General features: G+C 63.4%; 17 protein-coding genes. 7 read left to right on the top strand and 10 right to left on the bottom strand.

Annotated features, from left to right (window positions below; translation table 11 throughout):
* Positions 1 to 263: hypothetical protein (locus tag DESPIG_RS14220; protein ID WP_006004992.1), on the top strand; the 263-nt coding region annotated here is incomplete at its 5' end.
* A gap of 247 nt (positions 264 to 510) precedes the next feature.
* On the opposite strand, the gene feoB is transcribed toward DESPIG_RS14220, so the two are convergent.
* The 10 genes from feoB to DESPIG_RS03240 form a co-directional block, all read right to left on the bottom strand.
* Positions 511 to 2733: a ferrous iron transport protein B gene (feoB, locus tag DESPIG_RS03285; protein ID WP_006004991.1), complete on the bottom strand. Its 2223-nt coding sequence runs from the start codon at positions 2731 to 2733 to the stop codon at positions 511 to 513.
* A 115-nt stretch (positions 2734 to 2848) separates the two neighbouring features.
* Positions 2849 to 3124 carry a DUF2325 domain-containing protein gene (locus DESPIG_RS03280; protein ID WP_006004989.1) on the bottom strand — a complete coding sequence of 92 codons (276 nt, stop codon included), beginning with the start codon at positions 3122 to 3124 and terminating at the stop codon, positions 2849 to 2851.
* A 218-nt stretch (positions 3125 to 3342) separates the two neighbouring features.
* A complete protein-coding gene (gene trpA, locus DESPIG_RS03275) occupies positions 3343 to 4110 on the bottom strand; it encodes a tryptophan synthase subunit alpha (RefSeq protein WP_006004985.1) in 768 nt (255 codons plus the stop codon).
* A 184-nt stretch (positions 4111 to 4294) separates the two neighbouring features.
* Entirely contained in the window at positions 4295 to 5485 is a 1191-nt protein-coding gene (gene trpB / locus DESPIG_RS03270) for a tryptophan synthase subunit beta (RefSeq protein ID WP_040369157.1), read from the bottom strand.
* Between the two features lie 83 nt (positions 5486 to 5568).
* Positions 5569 to 6219 (bottom strand): phosphoribosylanthranilate isomerase, encoded by a 651-nt coding sequence (locus DESPIG_RS03265; RefSeq protein ID WP_081446805.1) that lies wholly within the window; start codon positions 6217 to 6219, stop codon positions 5569 to 5571.
* A complete protein-coding gene (locus DESPIG_RS03260) occupies positions 6209 to 7024 on the bottom strand; it encodes an indole-3-glycerol phosphate synthase TrpC (RefSeq protein WP_006004980.1) in 816 nt (271 codons plus the stop codon). The genes DESPIG_RS03265 and DESPIG_RS03260 overlap by 11 nt, the downstream gene beginning before the upstream one ends.
* On the bottom strand, positions 7014 to 8606 hold the full coding sequence (gene trpD, locus DESPIG_RS03255) for an anthranilate phosphoribosyltransferase (protein ID WP_006004977.1): 1593 nt from the start codon (positions 8604 to 8606) through the stop codon (positions 7014 to 7016). Before trpD ends, DESPIG_RS03260 begins: the two co-directional genes overlap by 11 nt.
* A complete protein-coding gene (locus tag DESPIG_RS03250) occupies positions 8587 to 10029 on the bottom strand; it encodes an anthranilate synthase component I family protein (RefSeq protein ID WP_006004975.1) in 1443 nt (480 codons plus the stop codon). The genes trpD and DESPIG_RS03250 overlap by 20 nt, the downstream gene beginning before the upstream one ends.
* A gap of 236 nt (positions 10030 to 10265) precedes the next feature.
* On the bottom strand, positions 10266 to 12458 hold the full coding sequence (locus DESPIG_RS03245; RefSeq protein WP_006004973.1) for a glutamine synthetase III family protein: 2193 nt from the start codon (positions 12456 to 12458) through the stop codon (positions 10266 to 10268).
* 28 nt (positions 12459 to 12486) lie between these two features.
* Positions 12487 to 12909, bottom strand: a complete 423-nt coding sequence (locus DESPIG_RS03240; protein ID WP_006004972.1) for an FKBP-type peptidyl-prolyl cis-trans isomerase — start codon at positions 12907 to 12909, stop codon at positions 12487 to 12489.
* Between the two features lie 317 nt (positions 12910 to 13226).
* Between DESPIG_RS03240 and lysA the strand changes: the two genes are divergently transcribed.
* From lysA to ybaK, 6 genes are all read left to right on the top strand, one after another.
* Entirely contained in the window at positions 13227 to 14507 is a 1281-nt protein-coding gene (gene lysA / locus DESPIG_RS03235) for a diaminopimelate decarboxylase (RefSeq protein ID WP_006004967.1), read from the top strand.
* A 358-nt stretch (positions 14508 to 14865) separates the two neighbouring features.
* Positions 14866 to 16242, top strand: coding sequence for an MATE family efflux transporter (locus DESPIG_RS03230; protein WP_006004963.1), 1377 nt, complete (start codon positions 14866 to 14868; stop codon positions 16240 to 16242).
* A gap of 15 nt (positions 16243 to 16257) precedes the next feature.
* The gene (locus tag DESPIG_RS03225) at positions 16258 to 17133 is read left to right on the top strand and encodes a DUF2156 domain-containing protein (RefSeq protein ID WP_006004961.1); all 876 of its coding nucleotides are present in this window, start codon (positions 16258 to 16260) and stop codon (positions 17131 to 17133) included.
* A 9-nt stretch (positions 17134 to 17142) separates the two neighbouring features.
* Complete coding sequence (locus tag DESPIG_RS03220; RefSeq protein ID WP_006004959.1) at positions 17143 to 18504, top strand: NlpC/P60 family N-terminal domain-containing protein; 1362 nt, start codon at positions 17143 to 17145, stop codon at positions 18502 to 18504.
* A complete protein-coding gene (gene coaE, locus DESPIG_RS03215) occupies positions 18504 to 20099 on the top strand; it encodes a dephospho-CoA kinase (RefSeq protein ID WP_006004957.1) in 1596 nt (531 codons plus the stop codon). The genes DESPIG_RS03220 and coaE overlap by 1 nt, the downstream gene beginning before the upstream one ends.
* Positions 20100 to 20137: 38 nt before the next feature.
* Complete coding sequence (gene ybaK / locus DESPIG_RS03210; protein ID WP_006004955.1) at positions 20138 to 20632, top strand: Cys-tRNA(Pro) deacylase; 495 nt, start codon at positions 20138 to 20140, stop codon at positions 20630 to 20632.
* Positions 20633 to 20670 lie beyond the last annotated feature (38 nt).

Genomic DNA, 20670 nt, shown 5'->3' with positions numbered 1-20670 from the left:
CCCCATTTGTAAAAGCGGACAATATTTTTAAGCAACCCATTATAAAAACAAAAAAAATTCTTCTTAAACCACACCACTCTTCTGCCTTCATGACCTTAATTCAGGCAGGCTGTTGCCCCGACAATTCTCTGCCTGGTCATCATCGTATTCGCGTTCACAAAAATATCCTTCATTTTTTCCTTGTGGGCGGCATACGGCTACTTCCCTTAGGGGGACACAGGCTACGGCGGAAAGTAAAAGCCACATTTTCCCCGCCGCCATAGTCCCACTTTTCCACCATGAGGCGATCGACTCAGCAAGGCATCTTAGCTCTCGATAAAAAGGCTGACGAACGGTCTCCCGGTACAAGCCTACATTCAACCATGCCACCGCTCCCCGGCTACCGTCCTTGCTTCCGGCTATGGCTGCCGATTTGGCCGTACTCTCCGCCACAAAAAAAGAGGGGCTCCGAAAAGCCCCTCCCCATGGTGGCGACCGTTACCTGCCACCGGACGTTCAGCGTATATGGGGCTAATCCCAGACAACCATCCCGATCTGGTAGGCTGCCACGGAGACGGCAAAGGCCAGCAACGTATTGAAGACCATGCTGAAGATCAGCCAGCGCCAGCCACCGGCCTCACGCTGGATGACCACCAGGGAGACGAAGCAGGGCGAGTACAGCAGCACGAAGAGCATCAGGGAAAGGGCCGTGGCCTTGTTCCAGTTGGGATTGTTCTGCAGCAGCTGACCCAGGCTCTGGGCATCCTCGGGATCCACACCACCAAGGGAGTACGCGGTGCCCATGGTGGAGACCACGGCTTCCTTGGCGGCCACACCGGCCAGCAGGGCGATGTCCGTGCGCCATTCGAAACCGGCGGGCAGCGTCAGAGGCTCGATGGCCTTGCCCAGGCGACCGGCATAGCTGTAAGCCAGCTCGGCGGCGCCCTTCTCTTCTTCCAGCTTGGTGATCTGCTCTTCCAGGGCGGCGCGGCCTTCGTCTTCGGCAGGCAGGGCTTCCATCCGGGTCGTGAGCTGTTCGATCTGGGTGTCGAACTTGGCCGACTCGGCTTCATCCAGCTTGGGATAGGTCAGACCGGCCCAGATGATGATGGAGATGGCCAGGATCACGGTACCGGCCTTCTTCACATACATCCAGGTACGTTCCCAGCAGTGCATGAGCACGCTGAACAGAGTGGGCAGGCGATAGGGAGGCAGTTCCATGACGAAGGGGGTCGCCTCGCCCTTGATGATGGTGGAACGCAGCAGGCGGGCCACGAGCAGGGCAAAGACCCAGCCGGACAGCATGACCAGCATCATCACCGTCGGAGCCTGATCACCAAAGAAGGCCGCGGCCAGCAGCAGGAACACGGGCAGCTTGGCCCCGCAGCTCATGTACGGCAGGGTCAGCAGGGTCGCCAGTTTTTCCTTGGGACTGCGCAGGGTGCGCGTGGCCATGGCGCCGGGGATGGCGCAGCCGCCCGCGATGCCGCCCGCGATGATGTAGGGCATGACGGAAGCGCCGTGCAGACCGAACGCGCGGAAGATGCGGTCCATCATATAGGCGATGCGCGCCATGTAGCCGCTGTCTTCCAGAAAGGCGATGAGGGCGAACATGATGACGATGAGGGGCGCGAAGCTGAGCACACCGCCCACACCACCGATGATGCCGTCCACCACCAGGGATTGCAGCTCCCCTTCAGGGATGATGCCGGCAAAAAATTCACCCAGCGCGGCGCAGGCGTCTTCCACCCACCCTTGGGGATAGGCGCCGACCTCGATGGTCACATAGAACAGGCCATACAGCACGGCCAGCATGATGAGCGGACCGAAAAAGGCATTGGTCAGCACCTTGTCCAGCTTGTCGGAAAGAGCCAGGCGATCCTTGCCCGCATCCTGGCGCACCACGCCGTCACGCAGCAGCCCGCGGATATACCCGTAACGGGCATCGGTGATATAGGCTTCCATAGAGATGTTGTGCCCGGTACGGATGTGCTCGGCCACCTTGCGGCGCACGGCATCCAGCTCCTCCGCGGCCTCGCTGTTGGCCTGGTGCACTTCCTTGCGGATCTCGGCATCACCTTCCATGAGTTTTACGGCGATCCAGTGGGCCGCGTACTTTTTCAGCAGGCCTTCACGGTTGATGATGGCACACATGGCCCGCAGACCTTCATCGATGTCCGCGCCGTAATTGAGCTCCAGAACCCGGCGCCGGCCTTCGCCCGCCAGGCGCACCGCCTCGCCGAGGGCCTGCTGCAGACCTTCACCGGTACGGGCCACGGCGGATACCACGGGGATGCCCATCATTTTGGACAGGCGGTCCATATCGATATGCACACCGGCCTTGCGGGCTTCGTCCATCATATTGCAGACCAGCACCACAGGAAGGCCCATTTCCATCATCTGCACGGTCAGCAGCAGATTGCGCTCCAGGGCCGAGGCATCCACGACGTTGATGACGGCCTGGACATCGCCGCTGCCCAGCTCGGCACGGGCCACCAGCTCTTCCATGGAGTAGGCGGTCAGAGAATAGGTCCCGGGCAGGTCCACCAGGGTGATGTCGGCGTTGCCGTGGCGCACATGGCCTTCCTTGCGGTCCACCGTGACGCCGGGGTAGTTGCCCACATGCTGCCGCGCTCCCGTATAGGCATTGAACACCGTGGTTTTACCACAGTTGGGATTGCCTGCCAGAGCGATCCGCAACGCTCCCGTGGCCATTTTACCCTGACCATCATCAAACCGGGCTTCAGCACTCATTCCAAAAACTCCTCTTTGAGGCCTTGTGTGTCTAATTAGTGGAACAAAGGTAAGGGTTCGAAAAAACGAATTTCATTTCCCGAACCCTATCCAACTTGAAAATGAATGTCAATATTTATGAGGACGACAAACAATCACGCAAGCTGGACACTCCGCAGGAGTGCACCAGATGGATGGGGATATTGCGGGAGCGGGCATGCAGCAGAGCCTTGCGCTTGGCTTCATGCGAGACTTTGTTGGTGAAGACGATGATGGCATCAGGGTTACCGATCTTGTCCACGAAATTCCGTTCGTTACGGCTGATGCATTTGAGGGTTGCTCCCCCCTGCCGGGCAGCGGCGATATAGTCCTGCTTGAGTCTGTCCATTCCGCCGATGAGAGTGACGCACATATATGGCTCCTTATCTTGTTTTCACGCTCAGCCCCCACTTGCTGCAAAGCCAACTTAATTGAAAAAGAATTTCAATGTCAATAAAATATTTTCATCTGCTCCGTTCTTCCTCAAAAAAACAGGAGCCGTCTCCGCACAGGCAGAAACGGCTCCATCTCCAAAAGGGGCTGCATCCAGCGCCCCTCAACACACCCTGAACAGGGAGGTATCCCTAAAGTTTACTTCCAACGGGCGATGAATTCGGCAGCAGGCCTGCCGGCATCCAGATGTTTCAGCAGGGCACTGCCGAAGACCACGGCATCGGGCAAAGTATCCGGCGGCAAGCCCTGCATCTGCTCCGGCTGTTCCAGGCCAAAGCCCAGCGCCAGCGGCAGATGGAACACGGAGCGGGCCCGTTGCAGGGTCTCGGCGACCTGCATCTCCATGCGGGCACGCTGTCCGGTGGTCGCCATGGCCGAGACCACATAGACGTACCCTTCGCTGACGTCCGCGTACAGGCGCATCCGTTCCTCCGGCGTATTGGGGCCCACCAGAGCGATCAGGGCCAGCCCCTGTGCGGCGAAGATGCGACGGATATCTTCGGACTCCTCATAGGGCAGATCCGGGATGATGAAACCATGCACATCGGCCTCGCGGGCTTCCACCGCCAGTTTTTCCAGCCCGTATTGCAGGAAGGGATTCAGATAGCCCATCAGGACGATGCCCGCACGAAAGACCCCGGCGCGCAGTTTCAGCTCTTCCATGATCCGGGCCAGGCAGACACCGTCGCTCAGCACCCGGCGCGAGGCCTCCTCCACCACGGGCCCGTCGGCCACAGGATCGGAAAAGGGGACACCGATCTCGATGATGTCCGCCCCGCTCTCGTCCAGCTCCACCAGCGCGGGCCAGAAACGCTTTTCATCCGGGAAACCGAAGGTCACGAAGGGGATCAGGGCATGACGTCCGGCGGCACGGGCCGCACGGATCTTTTCTTCAAGGATATGCATGACGAACTCCTGGAGCGGCCGATGGTGACCGCCCCGTTATGGCTGTTGTTATGTGGCTCTCTGTCGGCCTTTTTGAAACGGGCAGCAGGAGAGGTGGCTGTTTCCGCCTCCATGCACAGGGGACGGGCATCCCCGGTGCGGCTCTCCTCCCGCCGCTTTCCTAAGCCGCAATCCCGCAGACGCGCTAGCAGATGTCCCCGTTTTCCGGCAGGTTCAGGGCCTTGCGCACGATGGCAAGGTCCTTGTCCCCGCGGCCGGAAAGATTGACCACCACCTTGCTGCCGGGTTCGAATTCCTCGGGATGATCCAGCACCCAGGCCAGAGCATGGGAAGATTCCAGGGCGGGAAGGATGCCTTCGGCGTGGCACAGCTTTTCAAAAGCAGCCAGAGCGCGGGCATCACGGACCATCACATAGCGCACACGGCCCGTCTTGTGCAGGAAGGCATGCTCCGGCCCCACACCGGGATAATCCAGCCCGGCCGAAACGGAGTGCGAAGGTTCGATCTGGCCGTCACTGTTCTGGAGCAGCATGGTACGGTTGCCGTGCAGCACACCGGGGCTGCCCAGATTGAGTGGCGCGGAATTGAAGCAGCCCGGCTCGCCCGTACCGGCGGCCTCCACACCGATGATGCGCACGCGCTCATCGTCCAGGAAGGTATGGAACAGGCCGATGGCATTGGAACCGCCACCCACACAGGCCACCACAGCATCCGGCAGTCGCTGGGCACGGGCCAGCATCTGCTCCCGCACTTCCTGCCCGATGACCTGCTGGAACATGCGCACCAGCGTGGGGAAGGGGTGGGGCCCGGCAGCCGTGCCGAAGCAGTAATGCGTGGTCTGCTGGCTGACGATCCAGGCACGCAGGGCTTCATTGATGGCATCCTTGAGCGTGCGCGACCCGCTTTCCACCGGATGCACGGTGGCCCCGAGCAGGCGCATGCGCATGACGTTGGGGGCCTGCCGCTCCACGTCTTCCGCGCCCATATAGATGGTGCAGCTCATGCCCAGACGGGCGGCCGCCACAGCCGTGGCCACACCGTGCTGTCCGGCGCCGGTCTCGGCCACCAGGGCGGTCTTGCCCATGTATTTGGCCAGCAGCGCCTGCCCCAGGGTGTTGTTGATCTTGTGGGCACCGGAATGCAGCAGGTCTTCACGTTTGAGCCACAGTTCAAACCCCAGTTCTTCGGAAAGACGCGGACAGAAGGTCAGGGGCGTGGGCCGTCCGGCATAATTGTGCAGCAGATCCTGCAACTCGTCCTGAAATTGCTGCGTCGGCATGATGTCCCGCATGGCGGCTTCCACTTCCAGCAGCGGCGGCATCAGCAACTCAGGAACGAAACATCCCCCAAATTCGCCAAAATAGCCTTTCTTCATGGTCGTTCTCCACTGTATCTGAACTGTATCGTTTTTTATAACTTTTATCCGACCGGCTCTCCAGCCTTTCTCCATGCAGGCCATCAGGCCCGTACGGAAGGCCCTGTCGGACCATCCCGGAGAATCTCTTCGACAAGGCGGGCCATATCCGTCATGGCCCGGGCATCTTTCCGCCCCGGAGCTTTTTCCACGCCGGAATTGCAGTCCACGCCGTCCGGGCGGCACTGCGTCAGCGCCTGCCGGAAATTTGCGGGCGACATGCCCCCGGCCAGCAACCAGGGATGGGGCAGGCGCAGGCTGCCCAGATCCTTCCAGGCCAGCGTGCGGCCGCTGCCGCCGCCTGCCCTGCCGGCATCCAGCAGGTACAGGGAGCAACTGTCGGCATACCGTCCTGCTGCGGCTTCCAGAGCGGCCGTATCGCCGTACCGTTGCGGCCACAGGACCCGGATCACCCGTTCCGGGCCCAGCTGCCGGGCACATTCCTCGGACTGGTCGGCATGAAGCTGTGCCATGTCCAGCCGCGCCAGCCGCATGATGCGGGCTATCTCGCCACTGTCCTGTCCGGTGAAGACGCCCACGCGCACCATGCTCCCGCTCTCCAGGCGGGATACCGTCACGGCATCCACACAGCGGGGGCTACCCGCATGGAACACGAAACCGCAGTGCGTGGCCCCCAGCCGGGCGGCCAGGCCCACATCTTCCTGCCGCCGCAACCCGCAGAATTTAAGCAGCATGATGCCCTTCCTCCCGACCATGGAGCAACCGGTGCAAGGCAGCACCGGGCTGCCCGTCCTGCATGAGGGCCGTCCCCACCAGCGCGGCGGAGAATCCGGCCCGGGCGGCATCTTCCAGATGCTCGCGGCGATCCATGCCGCTGGCAGCGATCCAGATCTCTCCCTGTTCCGGCGGGTAGCGCCGTGCCAGTTCCAGACAGGCCCGTCTGTCCACCCGCAGCGTATCCAGATCACGGGCATTGACCTGAATGATGCGCGCCCCGCTCTCCCGGGCCAGTGCCAGATCCTTGCTGCCGCAGACTTCCACCACGGCCTGCATGCCGAGGCTTTCCGCCTGTTCCCGCAGACGGCGCAGCAGCGCGGCATCCGGGGTCAGGGCCACGATGAGCAGCAGGGCCGCTGCCGGCGTGGCTGCCGTGGCCCGCACCTGCAGCGGGTCGAAGATGAAATCCTTGCGCAGCAGAGGCGTCCCGGGGCAACGAACGGCCGCCCTTTCCAGAAAATCCAGCTCACCGGCAAAAAAACGCCGCTCCGTGAGGATGGACAGGGCCCCGGCCCCGGCCGCCACATACTGCCGGGCAGCTTCTTCCACCGTCAGGCTATGGCAAATGGGACCGCGGGAAGGCGAGGCCTGCTTGAATTCCGCGATGACGGTCAGCGGCACGCCTGCCTGCCGCCGTTGCAGGGCCGCGGCAAAGTCGCCGCGTTTCCCGCCGAAGGGGACAGGCAGGTCCCCTTTTCTTTCCTGCTGTCGCAGGTGCGCCACTTCGTCAGCCTTGGCCCAGAGAAAACGCTCAAGCAGCATGGAGGACCCTCCTTCCCAACCCGGCACGCACCGCTTCACGGGCACGGGCCATGCAAACATCCAGCGGCATCCCCTCTTCCATGAGGAAAATGGCCAGCCCCACATTAAGGGCCACCATGTCGCGCATGGGACGCGGGCCTTCGCCATCCAGCAAACGGCGCAGCACCTCCACGGCCTCCTCGCGGCTCTCCACCGCCAGATCCTCCGGCGTGCAGTTCTGGAAGCCGAATCTGGCCGGATCCAGCTCCAAAGGGCTGACCTTGCCGTTGTGCAGCAGCATGGCCGTGGCCGGGCCCATGGGCGTCAGTTCGTCATAATTGCCGGCCCCGCAGACCACAGCCGCCCGGTAAAGAGCGGATTGCGACAGGGTATCCGCCAGAAGGGGCACCAGCTCCGGCCGGGCCACGCCCATGAGCAGGTGACTAGGCCGGGCCGGATTGATCATGGGGCCCAGCAGGTTGAACAGGGTACGCACTCCCAGCTCCTTGCGCAGCGGGCCGATATTCTTGAATGCCGGATGGAAATGCGGGGCGAAGAGAAAGGCGAAATTGCGTTTGGCCACCATATCCGCCACTGCCGCGGGATCGGTATCCAGCGGGATGCCCAGGCTCTCCAGGGCATCGGCACTGCCGCAGGTGGACGAGACCGCCCGGTTGCCGTGCTTGACCACCTTGTAGCCCATGCCCGCCAGCACCAGCGAGGTCGCTGTGGAGCAGTTGAAGGAATGACGACCGTCACCGCCGGTCCCCACCACGTCGATGCACGGGCCCGAGATGCCCTCCACGCGCACGGCCCGGGCCAGGGCAGCCCGTGTGGCATGGGCCAGTTCCAGGGCACTCTCGCCCTTCATGCGCAGGCCCATGAGGAAGCTCCCGGCCTGGGCAGGCGTCAGCCTGCCGTCCATGAGCGCCCCGAAGCTGCGGGATGCCATGTCCGCCGTCAGGTCTTCCCGCCGTGCCAGATGTTCCAGCACCTCGGCCATGCCGCCGTCCCGCCCCTGACGGGGCAGGATGGCCTGCGGGAAATTGCCCAGCAGGCGCAGGCCGTCCGGCGTCAGGATGGATTCGGGATGGAACTGCACGCCCACCCACGGCCTGTCGCGGTACTGCAGGGCCATGACCTCGCCTTCAGGGGCGCGCGCCGTCACCGTGAACAGCGCATTGCCCTCCCCTTCCCCGCTATGGACCACCAGGGAATGATAGCGGGCCACCTTCATGGGATTGGGCAGGCCTTCGAACAGGCCGCTGCCGTCGTGCACGATCTCGGACTGTTTGCCGTGCATGATACAAGGCCCCACATCCACCCGCGCCCCCGCATGCAGGCCCAGCAGCTGATGGCCCAGGCAGACGCCCAGCACCGGCACATGATGCGGCAAACGGCGCAGGAATTCGGGGCAGAAGCCCGTCTGCGAGGGGTGGCCCGGCCCGGGCGAGATGCAGACCATCTCCAGAGCGGGATCCGCGGCCATGTCCAGGATGGCGGGATCGTCGTTGCGCAGCACCACGGGCTCGTGCCCCAGGGCGTAGAATGCCTGGACCAGGTTGTAGGTAAAGGAATCATAATTATCGATGAGCAGGAACATGGTCGTCACCCTCTTCAAGCACAAGGCGCATGATGGCTGATTTGTTGCAAACTTCTTTCCATTCCAGAGCGGCATCCGAATCATGGACGATGCCGCCGCCGGCCTGCCAGAACAGGCGCCCTTCGCGGCTCCACATGCTGCGGATGGCGATGCCCATGTCCAGGTCCACGCTGTCCTTGTCCAGTCCCAGCCAGCCGATGCAGCCCGCATAGGGCCCGCGGGCACGGCCTTCCAGGCTGCGGATGATCTCCATGGCCCTGACCTTGGGCGCCCCGCTCACCGTCCCTGCCGGGAAGGTGGCCGCCAGCACATCCAGGGCATCGCGTCCCGGAGCCAGGCGGGCCGTGACCCGGCTGGTCAGATGCATGACATGGGAAAAACGCTCCACATCCATGCAGCGCTCCAGGTTCACGCTGCCGGGCTGGGCCACCCGGCCGAGGTCGTTGCGCCCCAGATCCACCAGCATCACATGCTCGGCCTGTTCCTTGGGATCGCTGCGCAATTCCTCCGCCAGACGGGCATCTTCCAGATCGTCCCGGCCGCGACGGCGCGTCCCGGCGATGGGCGACAATTGCAAACGGCCCTTCTCACAACGCACCATGACTTCCGGCGAGGCCCCCCAGAAGCAAAAATCTCCCAGACGCATAAAGAACATGTACGGCGAGGCATTGTAGCGACGCATGCGCCGGTAGAGCACGAAGGGATCCCCTTCGCAGGCCACGGAAAAGTTCACGGAGGGCACCACCTGTATGGCCTCGCCCTGGTGCAGCATGGCCTTGATATTTTCTACCATGGCCTTGTAGCCGTCCTCTCCGGGATCGGCGCGGACGTCACCGCTGACACGGAAGCTGCCTTCCGCGCCGCGACTGCCCAGCACCTCGCGGTGTCCGCCCAGGCTGATCTGGCACAGCCGGTTGTACAGATGGTCGAAGACCAGCTGCGTCCCGGGCAGTACCAGCATGCTTTCCGCCTCTTCCGGCGGCATGACAGCGGCCAGGCGGGGCTGGAACAGGGAGGCCATGCCGAAGCCCACCCAGCCGTAAAGGGCTCGGGTTATGGCCGGAAGGCCTTCGATCTGCGCCGGGGCCTCCAGATGCAGGCCCTGCATCAGGCGGCGCAGACCTTCCACAAAAGGCAGCCCCTGCAGGACGGCGAGCGGCGCAAGACGTTCGTCCTCGATGCGCAGATCCAGCCGCCCTTCACGGCAGCGGACATACAGGGCCATATCGCAGGCCAGAACACTGTAGCGTCCCCAGCGGCCATCCACCTCGGCACTTTCCAGCAGGATGCCGTCCTGCCGGCCCACCATGCCCAGATACAGGCTGATGGGCGTATCCATGTCGGCGGGCAGCCAGCGGGCCTGCTGCCGCAGGGAAACGAGAGGAGCATGGGAGGCCGCGTCGGGAGGTGTGGTCGTCTTCATAGGGTCATTCCTTCAAAACATAAAAAAAGCGCCGCTCCCCTGTGGGGGAACGGCGCTTGCTCAATGCATGTGACGTATCAATCGCAACAGGCTATGCCTGCACGTCCCCCGTACATTGACTCGCGCGCCACCAGAAGGTGCGGAAGCAGATGTGGGAGAAAGTGCACGACATGAAAAGCAATCCTGTTGGTTAAAAGTTCTTTGCGTAGAAAATCACAATTCTTTTCGGCTGTCAATTATTTTCCGAAAAGGATCTCCTGGTAGCTGGGCAGATCCCACAGGTCATCGGCCACGCGGGTCTCCAGCAGGTCGGCATAACGCCGCACTTCACCCATGATGGGCAGCACTTCTTCGCAGTAGCGGGTGGCACGAGCCAGGAAATCGCCCTTGCCGTCCACACTGGCCAGCGTGGCTTCCAGGCTGCGGGTGGCATCCTGCAGGCCGCGCAGCTGCTCGGTGACTTCGTCCAGCGTGATGGTGCGGAAGTCCTTGCCGATGGCCTTCATGCGGGCAGCGGTCTCGGCCAGTTCGCCCTGATAGCGCATGGCCGCGGGGAAGATGATGGTCCGGGCGATGCGGGTGGTCAGGATGGCTTCGGTACGCACGGTCTTGCAGTACTGTTCCAGATAGATGTCATAGCGGGCCTTGAGCTCGGCACGGTTCAGGATGCCCAGACGCTCGTACAGGTCGATGACTTCGGGACGGATCAGCTCGGGCATGGCCTCGGGCGTGGTGCGCAGGTTGGGCAGGCCACGACGTTCGGCTTCGGCATGCCAGATGCTGGAGTAACCGTCACCATTGAAGATCACGGCGCTGTGCTCTTCGATGACATGCTGCACATAGTGCTGGATGGCCGCGTTGAGATCCTTGCCGCGGGCCAGGTCGCCTTCCAGGAAGTCGGCCGCGTGGCCCAGCGAGTCAGCCATGATGGCGTTCAGGGCCGTGATGGAACCGGCAGCGGACTGGCTGGAGCCCAGGGCGCGGAACTCGAAACGGTTACCCGTGAAGGCGATGGGGCTGGTGCGGTTGCGGTCGCCGGGGTCCGTGGGCAGGGGCGGCAGGGTATCCACGCCCACGTTCATGACACGGCCGCTCTTGCTGTTGGCGGCATCGTCGATACGGCCGGCACGGAAGGCTTCGAACACTTCCGTCAGCTGGTCGCCCAGGAAGATGGACATGATGGCCGGCGGAGCTTCGTGAGCGCCCAGACGGTGGTCGTTGCTGGCGCTGGCCACAGTGGCGCGCAGCAGGCCGCCGAACTTGTGCACGGCACGGATCATGGCCGCACAGAACACCAGGAACTTGGCGTTGGCGTGCGGGGTCTCGCCGGGGTTGAACAGCGTGCCCAGTTCGGCGTTGCCGATGGAGTAGTTCACGTGCTTGCCCGAGCCGTTGACGCCGTAGAAGGGCTTTTCGTGCAGCAGGCACTTGAGCCCGTAGCGTTTGGCCACGTTGCGCAGGGTGGACATGATGATGTGGTTGTGGTCCACGGCCAGGTTGCTGGCCTCGAACAGAGGCGCGATCTCGTACTGGCTGGGGGCGGCTTCATTGTGGCGGGTGCGCACGGGCACGCCCAGCTTGTAGAGCTCGCGTTCCACTTCCATCATGTAGGACAGCACGCGCTGGGGGATGACCCCGAAGTACTGGTCGCTGAATTCCTGGCCCTTGGCCGGACGGGCGCCGAACAGCGAACGCCCCGCCACCTGCAGGTCGGGACGGGCAAAGTTGAAGTTGTGGTCGATGCAGAAATATTCCTGCTCCAGACCGGCATAGGAGACCACAGGCAGCTTGGTCTCGATGCCGAACAGCTTCAGCACGCGGCGGGCCTCACGGTTGAGGGCCTGGCCGGAACGCAGCAGCGGGGTCTTCTTGTCCAGGGCCACACCGGTCCAGGAAAGGAACATGGTGGGGATGCACAGGAAGGTCCCGTTGGGGTTTTCCATGATGTAGGCGGGGCTGGTCACGTCCCAGGCCGTATAGCCGCGCGCCTCAAAGGTGGAGCGCAGGCCGCCGGAGGGGAAGGACGAGGCGTCGGGCTCGCCGCGGATCAGCATGGCGCCGGAAAATTCGGCGATGATGCGGCCCTGTCCGTCAGGCATCAGGAAACTGTCGTGCTTTTCCGCCGTCTGACCGGTCAGGGGGTAGAAGATATGGGTGAAGTGGGTGGCACCTTTTTCGATGGCCCAGTCCTTCATGACGGCGGCCACGGTATCGGCGATGCCGGGATCCATGCGCTCGCCGAACTCGATGGTCTTGTGCAGGGCCTTGTAGACATCCTTGGGCAGGCGTTCACGCATCACCTTGTCGGTGAACACGTTACAGCCGAAAATGTCGGTGGGCTTGGTGTCGTAGAAGTTCAGCGGCGACGCTTCCGGCTTGTAGGTGGTGATGGCCTGAACGGCACTTCTGCGGGCGGAATTGCTGCTCATGAAAGCTCCCTTGTCAACGTCCGGGAACCTAGTTGACGCTGACGATTTCGATTTCGAAGGTCAGTTCCTTGCCGGCCAGAGGATGGTTGGCATCCAGGGTGATCTCTTCATCCGTGACTTCGGTGATGGTCACGTCCATCTGGCCCTGCTCATTGGAAAGCTGCAGCGGCACGCCCACGGTCAGCGGGATATGGTCGGGCACCTGGGCGCGGTCCACGGTGAAGACCAGCTCGGGGTCGCTTTCGCCATACGCCTGGGACGGGGGAATGGTGACGGTCACGGTCTCGCCCGCTTCGTGGCCCATGACGGCGGCTTCGAAGCCGGGGATGAGCATGCCTTTGCCCATGGTGAATTCCAGGGGTTCGCGTTCGCGGGAAGAATCGAAAACAGTGCCGTCGCTGAGAGTGCCGGTATAGTGCACACGCAGGGTGTCGCCATTCTTGATAGCCATGGATACTCCGTATGATTCGGGCAAGCCCGGTTGATTACAAAAAAAGAATGCGCGGCAAAAGGCCGCGTGAAAGGCTGGAACCCGGATGCCGTTGCGGCATTTTCCACCGTTCCGCTGTTTTGGAATAAAGCAGGGGGGCTGCCATGTCAATGCGGGCGGGCCCGTCCCCTATCTGCGGCACGGCCCCGGCGGCCATGAAATCGCCCTTGCCACGGGCCTGCCATCTTGACAGCCGGGGGAGGCAACAGCATATATTGAGCGCCCAAACAATTCCTGAGCCGGCCAGAGCCGGCAGCCTTTCAGACCAAGGAATCCCTATGTCCCAGATCCGCTCCAGCTATACCGACAGTATCAATTTTTATGGTGGCCATTCCCCTCTGGATCTGGCCCAACAGTTCGGTACGCCGCTCTATGTCTATAATGAGACCGTGCTGCGCCAGCGCTGCCGCGAACTCAAGGCCCTTTCCTCCCTGCCCGGCTTTGGCGTCAACTACTCGGTCAAGGCCAACACCAACCCCGTGCTGCTGCGCATCATCCGCGAAGAAGGCCTGGTGGTGGATGCCATGAGCCCCGGCGAGCTGTACATGGATCAGCTGGCGGGCTTCACCGCCGACGAGATCCTCTACATCTCCAACAACATCTCTGAGGACGAGCTGCGCAATGCCGTCCGGCACGGCGTGCTGATCAGCGTGGATTCCCTTTCCCAGGTGGAGACCCTGGGCCGCGTCAATCCCGGCGGCAAGGTCATGGTGCGCTTCAACCCCGGTATCGGCGCCGGCCATCACGCCAAAGTCGTCACCGCCGGCAAGGAGACCAAGTTCGGCGTCTCGCCGGAGCTGCTGGACGATTTGTTCGCCGTCCTGAAAAAATATGACCTGCATCTGGCCGGCATCAATCAGCACATCGGTTCCCTGTTCATGGAAGCCGATGGCTATATCGCCGCTGCCGAGGTCCTGCTGCATCTGGCCGAACGCCTGCCCGCCGACGTGCTGAAAAATCTGGAAGTCATCGACTTCGGCGGCGGTTTCGGCATCCCCTACCACAAATATGAAGACCAGCCCCGCCTGGACATGGATGACCTGGGTCGCCGCCTGCATGGCCTCATCAGCGGCTGGGCGGAAAAGACCGGCTACACCGGCCGCTTCCTGGTGGAGCCCGGCCGCTATGTGGTGGCCGAATGCGGCGTCCTGCTGGGGAGCGTCAACGCCACCAAAACCAACGGTGACAGACGCTACGCCGGTACCGACCTGGGCTTCAACGTGCTGGTGCGTCCCGCCATGTACGACTCCTTCCATGATGTGGAAGTGTACCGCAAGGGCGCGCAGGGCCCCGATACCGAGACCGTGGAACAGAGCGTCGTGGGCAATATCTGCGAAAGTGGCGACATCCTGGCCAAGAACCGCCAGCTGCCCCTGCTGCATGAAGGCGACGTGCTGGGCGTGCTGGACGCCGGGGCCTACGGCTTCGTGATGTCCTCTTCCTACAATCAGCGTTGCCGGGCCGCCGAGATCCTGATCCAGGCCGACGGCAGCGTGCGTCTGATCCGCCGCCGCGAGACCCTGGAAGATCTGGCCGCCTGTTACGAGGGCCTGCTGTAACCCAGGGCCATCTGCCTGATTTCCCATAAGGGGGAAGGGGACTTTTCCAGGCGGGAAAGCCCCCCTTCCCCCTTCGAACACTTCGTCCCGCTACGATCGTTCCCGCTTTTCCCCTGCAGTGACGACGGTCTGACCAGCCCGGCAGCCACTGGGACATGCTCTCCTCAAGGATCACCGTCTTCGTACGCCGTCCGTCTCCAGCTCTGCCGAAAGCGCGTACAGCTCCCCCAGCAAACCAACGGGCCGGTCACGACCTGCAAAGACTGCCGGAGCAGGCCGTCTTTTCGCCCCGGCCTGATGCCCTGCCGCCGCCAACCTTTTCCGTGCCCTCCGCACGCACACATTTCTGGAACACCTCATGCCGGAACCGGATCTCAGCGTTTCTCCCCGTGCCATATGGAAGCTCACCTGGCCGCAGATGCTCATGATGTATCTGGTCTTCTTCATGGGCTTCATCAATATCTGGGTGGCCGGACGCATCAGTGCCGACGTACAGGCCGCGCTCGGCATGGTCAACCAGTGCGGCCTGTTCCTCATGGTCGTGGCCATGTCCATGTCCAGCGGTGCCACGGCAGCGGTCAGCCAGTCGCTGGGGGCAAAACGCATGCGCCGTGCCCAGTGCTATGTGGGCACCACCGTTCTGGGCAGCCTGCTGGCCGGTATCCTGGTGGCCCTGCTGGGCTGGCAACTGGGCGGCCCCATCCTGGGCATCCTCCAGGTCCCGGAACGCATCCTGCCGGTCACCGCCGGTTTCTGGGACATCACCATGCTGGCCCTGCCCGCCCAGTATGTCTACGCCGCCACCGGCGTCATGTTCCGCGCCACCCGGCAGGTCCTGCCGCCGCTCTGGGTGGCGGCCACGGTCTGCGTCTTCGACCTTCTGGGCTGTCTGGGGCTGGGCCTGGGCTGGTTCGGCCTGCCCTGCATGGGCTATATGGGTATCGCCTGGGCCAATGCTGGTGCCCAGTGTCTGGGCGCCGTGGCCAACTGCCTGCTGCTCTGCCGGGCCGGGTATCTGTGCCGCCGGGCCCTGCCCACCACGCGCTGGCTGCGGGCCGGTCTGCCCTATCTGCTCAAGGTGGCCCTGCCTGCGGGCGCGGCCCAGATCGTCTGGCAATCCGGCTACCTTATGCTTTTCGTCCTGGTGGCCTCCCTGCCCTTCGACAGCATCAACGCCCTGGCGGGCCTCACCGCCGGTCTGCGCATCGAGGCCCTGCTCTTCCTGCCGGGCATGGCCTTCAACATGAGCGTCTCCGTGCTGGTGGGCAACTGCCTCGGCATGGGCGAGCCCGCCAAGGCCAAACGCGTCGCCCTGCAGATGATCACCATCGCCTCGCTGGGCATGAGCGTCGTGGCGGCCCTGCTCTGGCCTTTCCGGGCCGAACTGGCGGCCCTGCTCTCCCACGAGGCGGGCACACAGGCCCAGATCATCAGCTATCTGACCTACAACCTGCTCTCCACGCCCTTCTCCATCGCCAGCACCGTCATGGGCGGCGTTATGGTGGGCGCGGGTGCCACACGCTACAACCTGATGGTCTACGGCGGCACCTTCTGGCTGGTACGTCTGCCGCTGGGCTGGCTGCTGGGCCACTGGCTGTGGGGCACGGCCTCCGGCGTGTTCCTGGCCATGCTGGTCTCGCAGTGTTTACAAACGGCCATCATGTTTTATGTTTTGCTGTACCGCGACTGGGCCCGCTTTGCCATGCGCGCCCGGCATCATCACGATAACAGATAACAACAGGTTCCCCTGATGAAGAATCTTTCTTTCACTCCCGTCACCCTGGACGGTCGTTCCGAATTCTACGAACTGTGGCACAAGACCCCGCGCCGCTCCCTGGACTACAGTCTGCCCAACATCTGGGGCTGGCAGCAGTATTTCGGCCTGCAGTGGGCCTTTGACGGCGATCTGTGCTGGCTGCGCCAGACCGTGCCCTTCGTCACCTACTGGGCCCCTGTGGGCGACTGGGACGCCGTGGACTGGGCTGCCAGCGGCATCGATGCCTGCCGCAGCTTTATCCGCGTGCCCGAAGAGCTGCTGGAGCGCTGGCGCACGGCCCTGCCGGACAAGGTCGAGGAACACGATTCGCGCGGCCAGTGGGAATACCTGTATCTGCAGAGCGATCTGGCCACCCTGCCCGGCAACCGCTACCACAAGAAGCGCAATCACCTGCGCGGGTTCGAAAAGGCCTACGGCATCGACTACCGGCCGCTGGACGACGCCATGGTGGAAGACGTGCTGGGCCTGCAGGACGACTGGTGCCAGTGGCATGAATGCGAGGACTCCCCTTCCCTGCGTGCCGAGAACGAGGCCATCAACCGCGTGCTCTCCCACTGGGAGCTCCTGGACGGCCTGTGCGGCGGTTCCCTGTATGTGGACGGCCAGATGGTGGCCTTCAGCGTGGGGGAAGCACTGGACGAAAAGACGCTGGGGGTCCATTATGAAAAAGGGCTCAACGGTTTCCGCGGTGTCTACCAGACCATCAATGCCTGCTTCTCCCGTGAGGCGGGCAACGGCTTCGAGCTACTGAACCGGGCCCAGGATCTGGATGAAGAAGGCCTGCGTCAGGCCAAGATGACCTATCTGCCGACGGACTTTCTGCGCAAGTATCAGGTGAGCTTCAAATAAGGGGGCATCATGACTCGGTCTTTCCTCTGGACAGGGGTTCGGCTGGCGGCGCTGTGCGCGCTGCTGTTGCTGGCCGCTTGCGGCGGCAAGCAGATCCCGCCGCGGGACGGCATCCTTTCTCCGCATCTGGGCACCATCCGTGACATGCGGACCTTCCCGCAGGATCTGACCGTGTTCGCCCAGCAGGCCGGCGCCGACACGCCCCTGCTGGACAGCCAGGCCCAGGCGGAACAGGACGCGCGCTTCAACCGCATCTTCTTCGGCCCTTGGGACATGCGTAAAACGTCCATCCGCAAACGGGACGTGGAGATCTATTTCCGCAAGGCCAAGGGCTACAAATACGGCGATGTGCGCTGGACCCAGGACGAATGGGACGCCATGCGCGCCAACGCCGGCCTGAAGAGCTTCCCCAACACGGCCATGTACGGCATCACGGTGCGTAATGCCGACCTGCGCGAGATGCCCAGCCACACGCCGCGCTTCAGCGAGCCCACGCCTGATCCGCGCATCAATCCTTTCGACTACTTCCAGTATTCCCTGCTGCCGGTGGGGACGCCGGTCTTCATCGCCCACGCCAGCCGTGACGGCAACTGGTACTATGTGGAGACCCCCGTGGCCGCCGGCTGGGTGGACGCCAATGATATCGGCATCGTGGACGAGGCCTTCGAGGCCAGCTACAAGACCGGCAGCTATGTGGCCGTGCTGCGCGACAACGTCCCCCTGCCCGGCAGCCTTGCCGGACAGGTCAATATCGGCACGGTCCTGCCCCTGGCCCCGTCCCAGAGCGACAACACCCGTCTGGCGGTGCTGGTCCCCGTCAAGAACGGTAGCCGGGCGGGCGTGGTCACACTGACGCTGGCCCACGAGGAAGCCGCCATCAAGCCCCTGCCCATGACCCCGGCGCAGGTGGCCCTTATCGGCAATGTCATGATGGGGCAGCGCTACGGCTGGGGCGGCATGTTCGGTGACCGCGACTGCTCCGCCCTGACTCGTGAGCTGCTGACCCCCTTCGGCATCTGGCTGCCCCGCAACTCCCTGTCCCAGGCGCGCAGCGGGCGACGCATCATGCTGGACGGCATGAGCATCAAGGAAAAGGAAAAGGCCATCCTGCGTGACGGTGTCCCCTTCCTGACCCTGGTCTGGCTGCGCGGGCACATCATGCTCTATGTGGGCCCCTACAAGGGACGGCCCGCCATCTTCCACAACGTCTGGGGCGTGCGCACCGTAGAGGGCGCCAGCGACAACGAGCGCTTCGTTATCGGCCGTGCCGTGGTCAGCTCCATCACGCCCGGCAGCGAACTGCGCAACCTGTACCGCACCACCACATTCGGTGACCGCGTGAACAGCATCACCGTCCTGGGAGGCCGCTGATGAGCGGGGAAAGTCCTCGTCAGCTGGATTTCCGCGTGGCGGGCGCTCTGGTGGGGCAACGGCTGGACAAGGCCCTGTGCGGCCTGTTGCCAGAGCTTTCCCGGGCGGCCGTGCAGCGTGCCATCACGGCCGGTGCCTGCCGCATCGACGGGATGCCGGTCGCCACGGCCTCCCTCAAGCTCAAGGCCGGTCAGGCGGTCTGCCTCGATCTGCCTGATACGGCCAATGAGCTCCGCGCCGAAGACGAGGCGGTGGACATCCTCTGGCAGGACGAGCATCTGCTGCTGTGCAACAAACCTGCGGGCCTGACGGTCCATCCCTGTCCGTCCTGCCCCGAAAACACGCTTGTCCAGCGCCTGCTGCACCACTTCCCGCGCTTGCGGGAACAGGAAGGCCTGCGCCCCGGCGTGGTCCATCGCCTGGACAAGGATACCAGCGGCCTCTTGCTCGTGGCCCTGGACGAGCCTACCCGCCTGCGCATGAGTGAAGCCTTTGCCCGGCGGGAAGTCCACAAGGAATATCTGGCCCTGGTGGGGGGCGTGCCTCCGCAGACGGGCACCTGCCGGGAACCTCTGGGCCGCCATCCTACCGCCAAGGTCAAGATGGCCGTGGTCCCGGAGAACCGGGGCGGCAAAACGGCCCACAGCGACTGGCGTGTGCTCTGGAGCAGTCCGCGCAAGGATTTCTCGCTGGTGGCCGTGCGCATCCATACCGGGCGCACGCATCAGATCCGCGTCCACATGGCGCACGTGGGCCATCCCCTGCTGGGCGATGCCCTGTACGCCCCGGCCCCTGTGGCGGCACGGGCCCCGCGCCAGATGCTGCATGCCTGGCACATCAGTTTTTGCCATCCCCTGTCGGGCGAGGAGCTGGAGTTTTTCTGCCCGCCGCCCGGCGACATGATCCAGACCATCCTGAACAACAGCAGCCGCATGCAGCGGCTGGTCATCACCGGGAACCCCGGTTGCGGCAAGTCGACCCTCACTCATGCCCTGGAAGAGGCGGGACTGCCTACGGTCAGCGCCGATGCCCTGGTGGCCCAGCTCTATGCCCCCGGTGGCGAGATGGCCGATTACCTGGGCCGCCGCTTTGGGGAACGTCTGCTGGAGGATGACGGCAGCGTGTGCAAACCCGCTTTGCTGGAGGCCATGCAGCAGGATCCGGGCCTGCGCAAAGAAGTGGAGCAGATGGTCCATGCCCTGGTCCGGGACGCCATCCTGGCCTTCTGGGACAAGGCGGAAGCTGAGGGAAAGGCCTGCGCCGTGGCGGAGATCCCCCTGTATTTCGAATGCGACTGGCACAAGGCCGGCCTGCCCGGGGCCCTGAGCCTGACGGTACGCTGCCCGCGCGAGATCCGCCTGCAGCGCATCATGGCCACCCGCGGCTGGAGCGAAGAAAAAGCCGCGACCCTGGAAGCCTGGCAGTGGCCCGCGGAACGCAAGGAAGCCGCCAGCGATCTGGTGGTGGACAATGCCGGCACACCGGCGGACCTTCGCGGCCGCATCCCTGCCCTGCTGGAGCAGCTGGCCGCGCTGCGGCAACAGGCCCAAGATGACATCCTCCGGCAGGTCACGGCCTGCTGGCGGACGAATTGACGCCATCCCCGTTCGATCACAAGCATATCGCAAGCACTATGAGCAGCAAGAAAATAGCCAAGACCAATGCCGCACGCCTGCTGGAGCGTCTGGAGATCCCCTTCACCCTGCATCAGGCCGATGTGGACGAAAGTGATCTTTCCGCCGTGACCATGGCCCACAAGCTGGGCGTGGATCCCGGCTGCGTCTTCAAGACCCTGGTGGCCCGCGGCGACAGGACAGGCGTCATCATGGCCTGTATCCCCGCCGCAGCAGAGCTGAACCTGAAAGCTCTGGCCACGGCATCCGGCAACAAACATGTGGAGATGGTCCACCTCAAGGAAGTCCTGCCCCTGACAGGGTACATCCGCGGCGGCTGTTCGCCGCTGGCAGCCAAAAAGGACTATCCTGTCTTTTTGGATGAACATGCCATCCTCTGGGAGCAGATCTATATCAGCGCCGGACAGCGCGGGGTACAGCTCTGCCTTTCGCCTGACGACCTGTGCCGGGCCACCAGTGCCACCATGGCCGAGATCGCCAACAACGCAGACTGAAACAGTTTGCAAAACACCGTAAAAAAACTGAACGTCCC

It is taken from the genome of Desulfovibrio piger ATCC 29098 (assembly GCF_000156375.1).
Classification (GTDB): Bacteria; Desulfobacterota; Desulfovibrionia; order Desulfovibrionales; family Desulfovibrionaceae; genus Desulfovibrio; species Desulfovibrio piger.
Note: the sequence above shows the minus strand (reverse complement) of the source record. Positions and strands in the feature narration are given on the sequence as shown.

What these genes read in the sequence shown, in the direction of transcription:
- feoB (WP_006004991.1), bottom strand. Translation starts at nt 2,733, where the DNA reads ATGAGTGCTGAAGCCCGGTTTGATGATGGTCAGGGTAAAATGGCCACG.
- DESPIG_RS03280 (WP_006004989.1), bottom strand. Translation starts at nt 3,124, where the DNA reads ATGTGCGTCACTCTCATCGGCGGAATGGACAGACTCAAGCAGGACTAT.
- trpA (WP_006004985.1), bottom strand. Translation starts at nt 4,110, where the DNA reads ATGCATATCCTTGAAGAAAAGATCCGTGCGGCCCGTGCCGCCGGACGT.
- trpB (WP_040369157.1), bottom strand. Translation starts at nt 5,485, where the DNA reads ATGAAGAAAGGCTATTTTGGCGAATTTGGGGGATGTTTCGTTCCTGAG.
- DESPIG_RS03265 (WP_081446805.1), bottom strand. Translation starts at nt 6,219, where the DNA reads ATGCTGCTTAAATTCTGCGGGTTGCGGCGGCAGGAAGATGTGGGCCTG.
- DESPIG_RS03260 (WP_006004980.1), bottom strand. Translation starts at nt 7,024, where the DNA reads ATGCTGCTTGAGCGTTTTCTCTGGGCCAAGGCTGACGAAGTGGCGCAC.
- trpD (WP_006004977.1), bottom strand. Translation starts at nt 8,606, where the DNA reads ATGTTCCTGCTCATCGATAATTATGATTCCTTTACCTACAACCTGGTC.
- DESPIG_RS03250 (WP_006004975.1), bottom strand. Translation starts at nt 10,029, where the DNA reads ATGAAGACGACCACACCTCCCGACGCGGCCTCCCATGCTCCTCTCGTT.
- DESPIG_RS03245 (WP_006004973.1), bottom strand. Translation starts at nt 12,458, where the DNA reads ATGAGCAGCAATTCCGCCCGCAGAAGTGCCGTTCAGGCCATCACCACC.
- DESPIG_RS03240 (WP_006004972.1), bottom strand. Translation starts at nt 12,909, where the DNA reads ATGGCTATCAAGAATGGCGACACCCTGCGTGTGCACTATACCGGCACT.
- lysA (WP_006004967.1), top strand. Translation starts at nt 13,227, where the DNA reads ATGTCCCAGATCCGCTCCAGCTATACCGACAGTATCAATTTTTATGGT.
- DESPIG_RS03230 (WP_006004963.1), top strand. Translation starts at nt 14,866, where the DNA reads ATGCCGGAACCGGATCTCAGCGTTTCTCCCCGTGCCATATGGAAGCTC.
- DESPIG_RS03225 (WP_006004961.1), top strand. Translation starts at nt 16,258, where the DNA reads ATGAAGAATCTTTCTTTCACTCCCGTCACCCTGGACGGTCGTTCCGAA.
- DESPIG_RS03220 (WP_006004959.1), top strand. Translation starts at nt 17,143, where the DNA reads ATGACTCGGTCTTTCCTCTGGACAGGGGTTCGGCTGGCGGCGCTGTGC.
- coaE (WP_006004957.1), top strand. Translation starts at nt 18,504, where the DNA reads ATGAGCGGGGAAAGTCCTCGTCAGCTGGATTTCCGCGTGGCGGGCGCT.
- ybaK (WP_006004955.1), top strand. Translation starts at nt 20,138, where the DNA reads ATGAGCAGCAAGAAAATAGCCAAGACCAATGCCGCACGCCTGCTGGAG.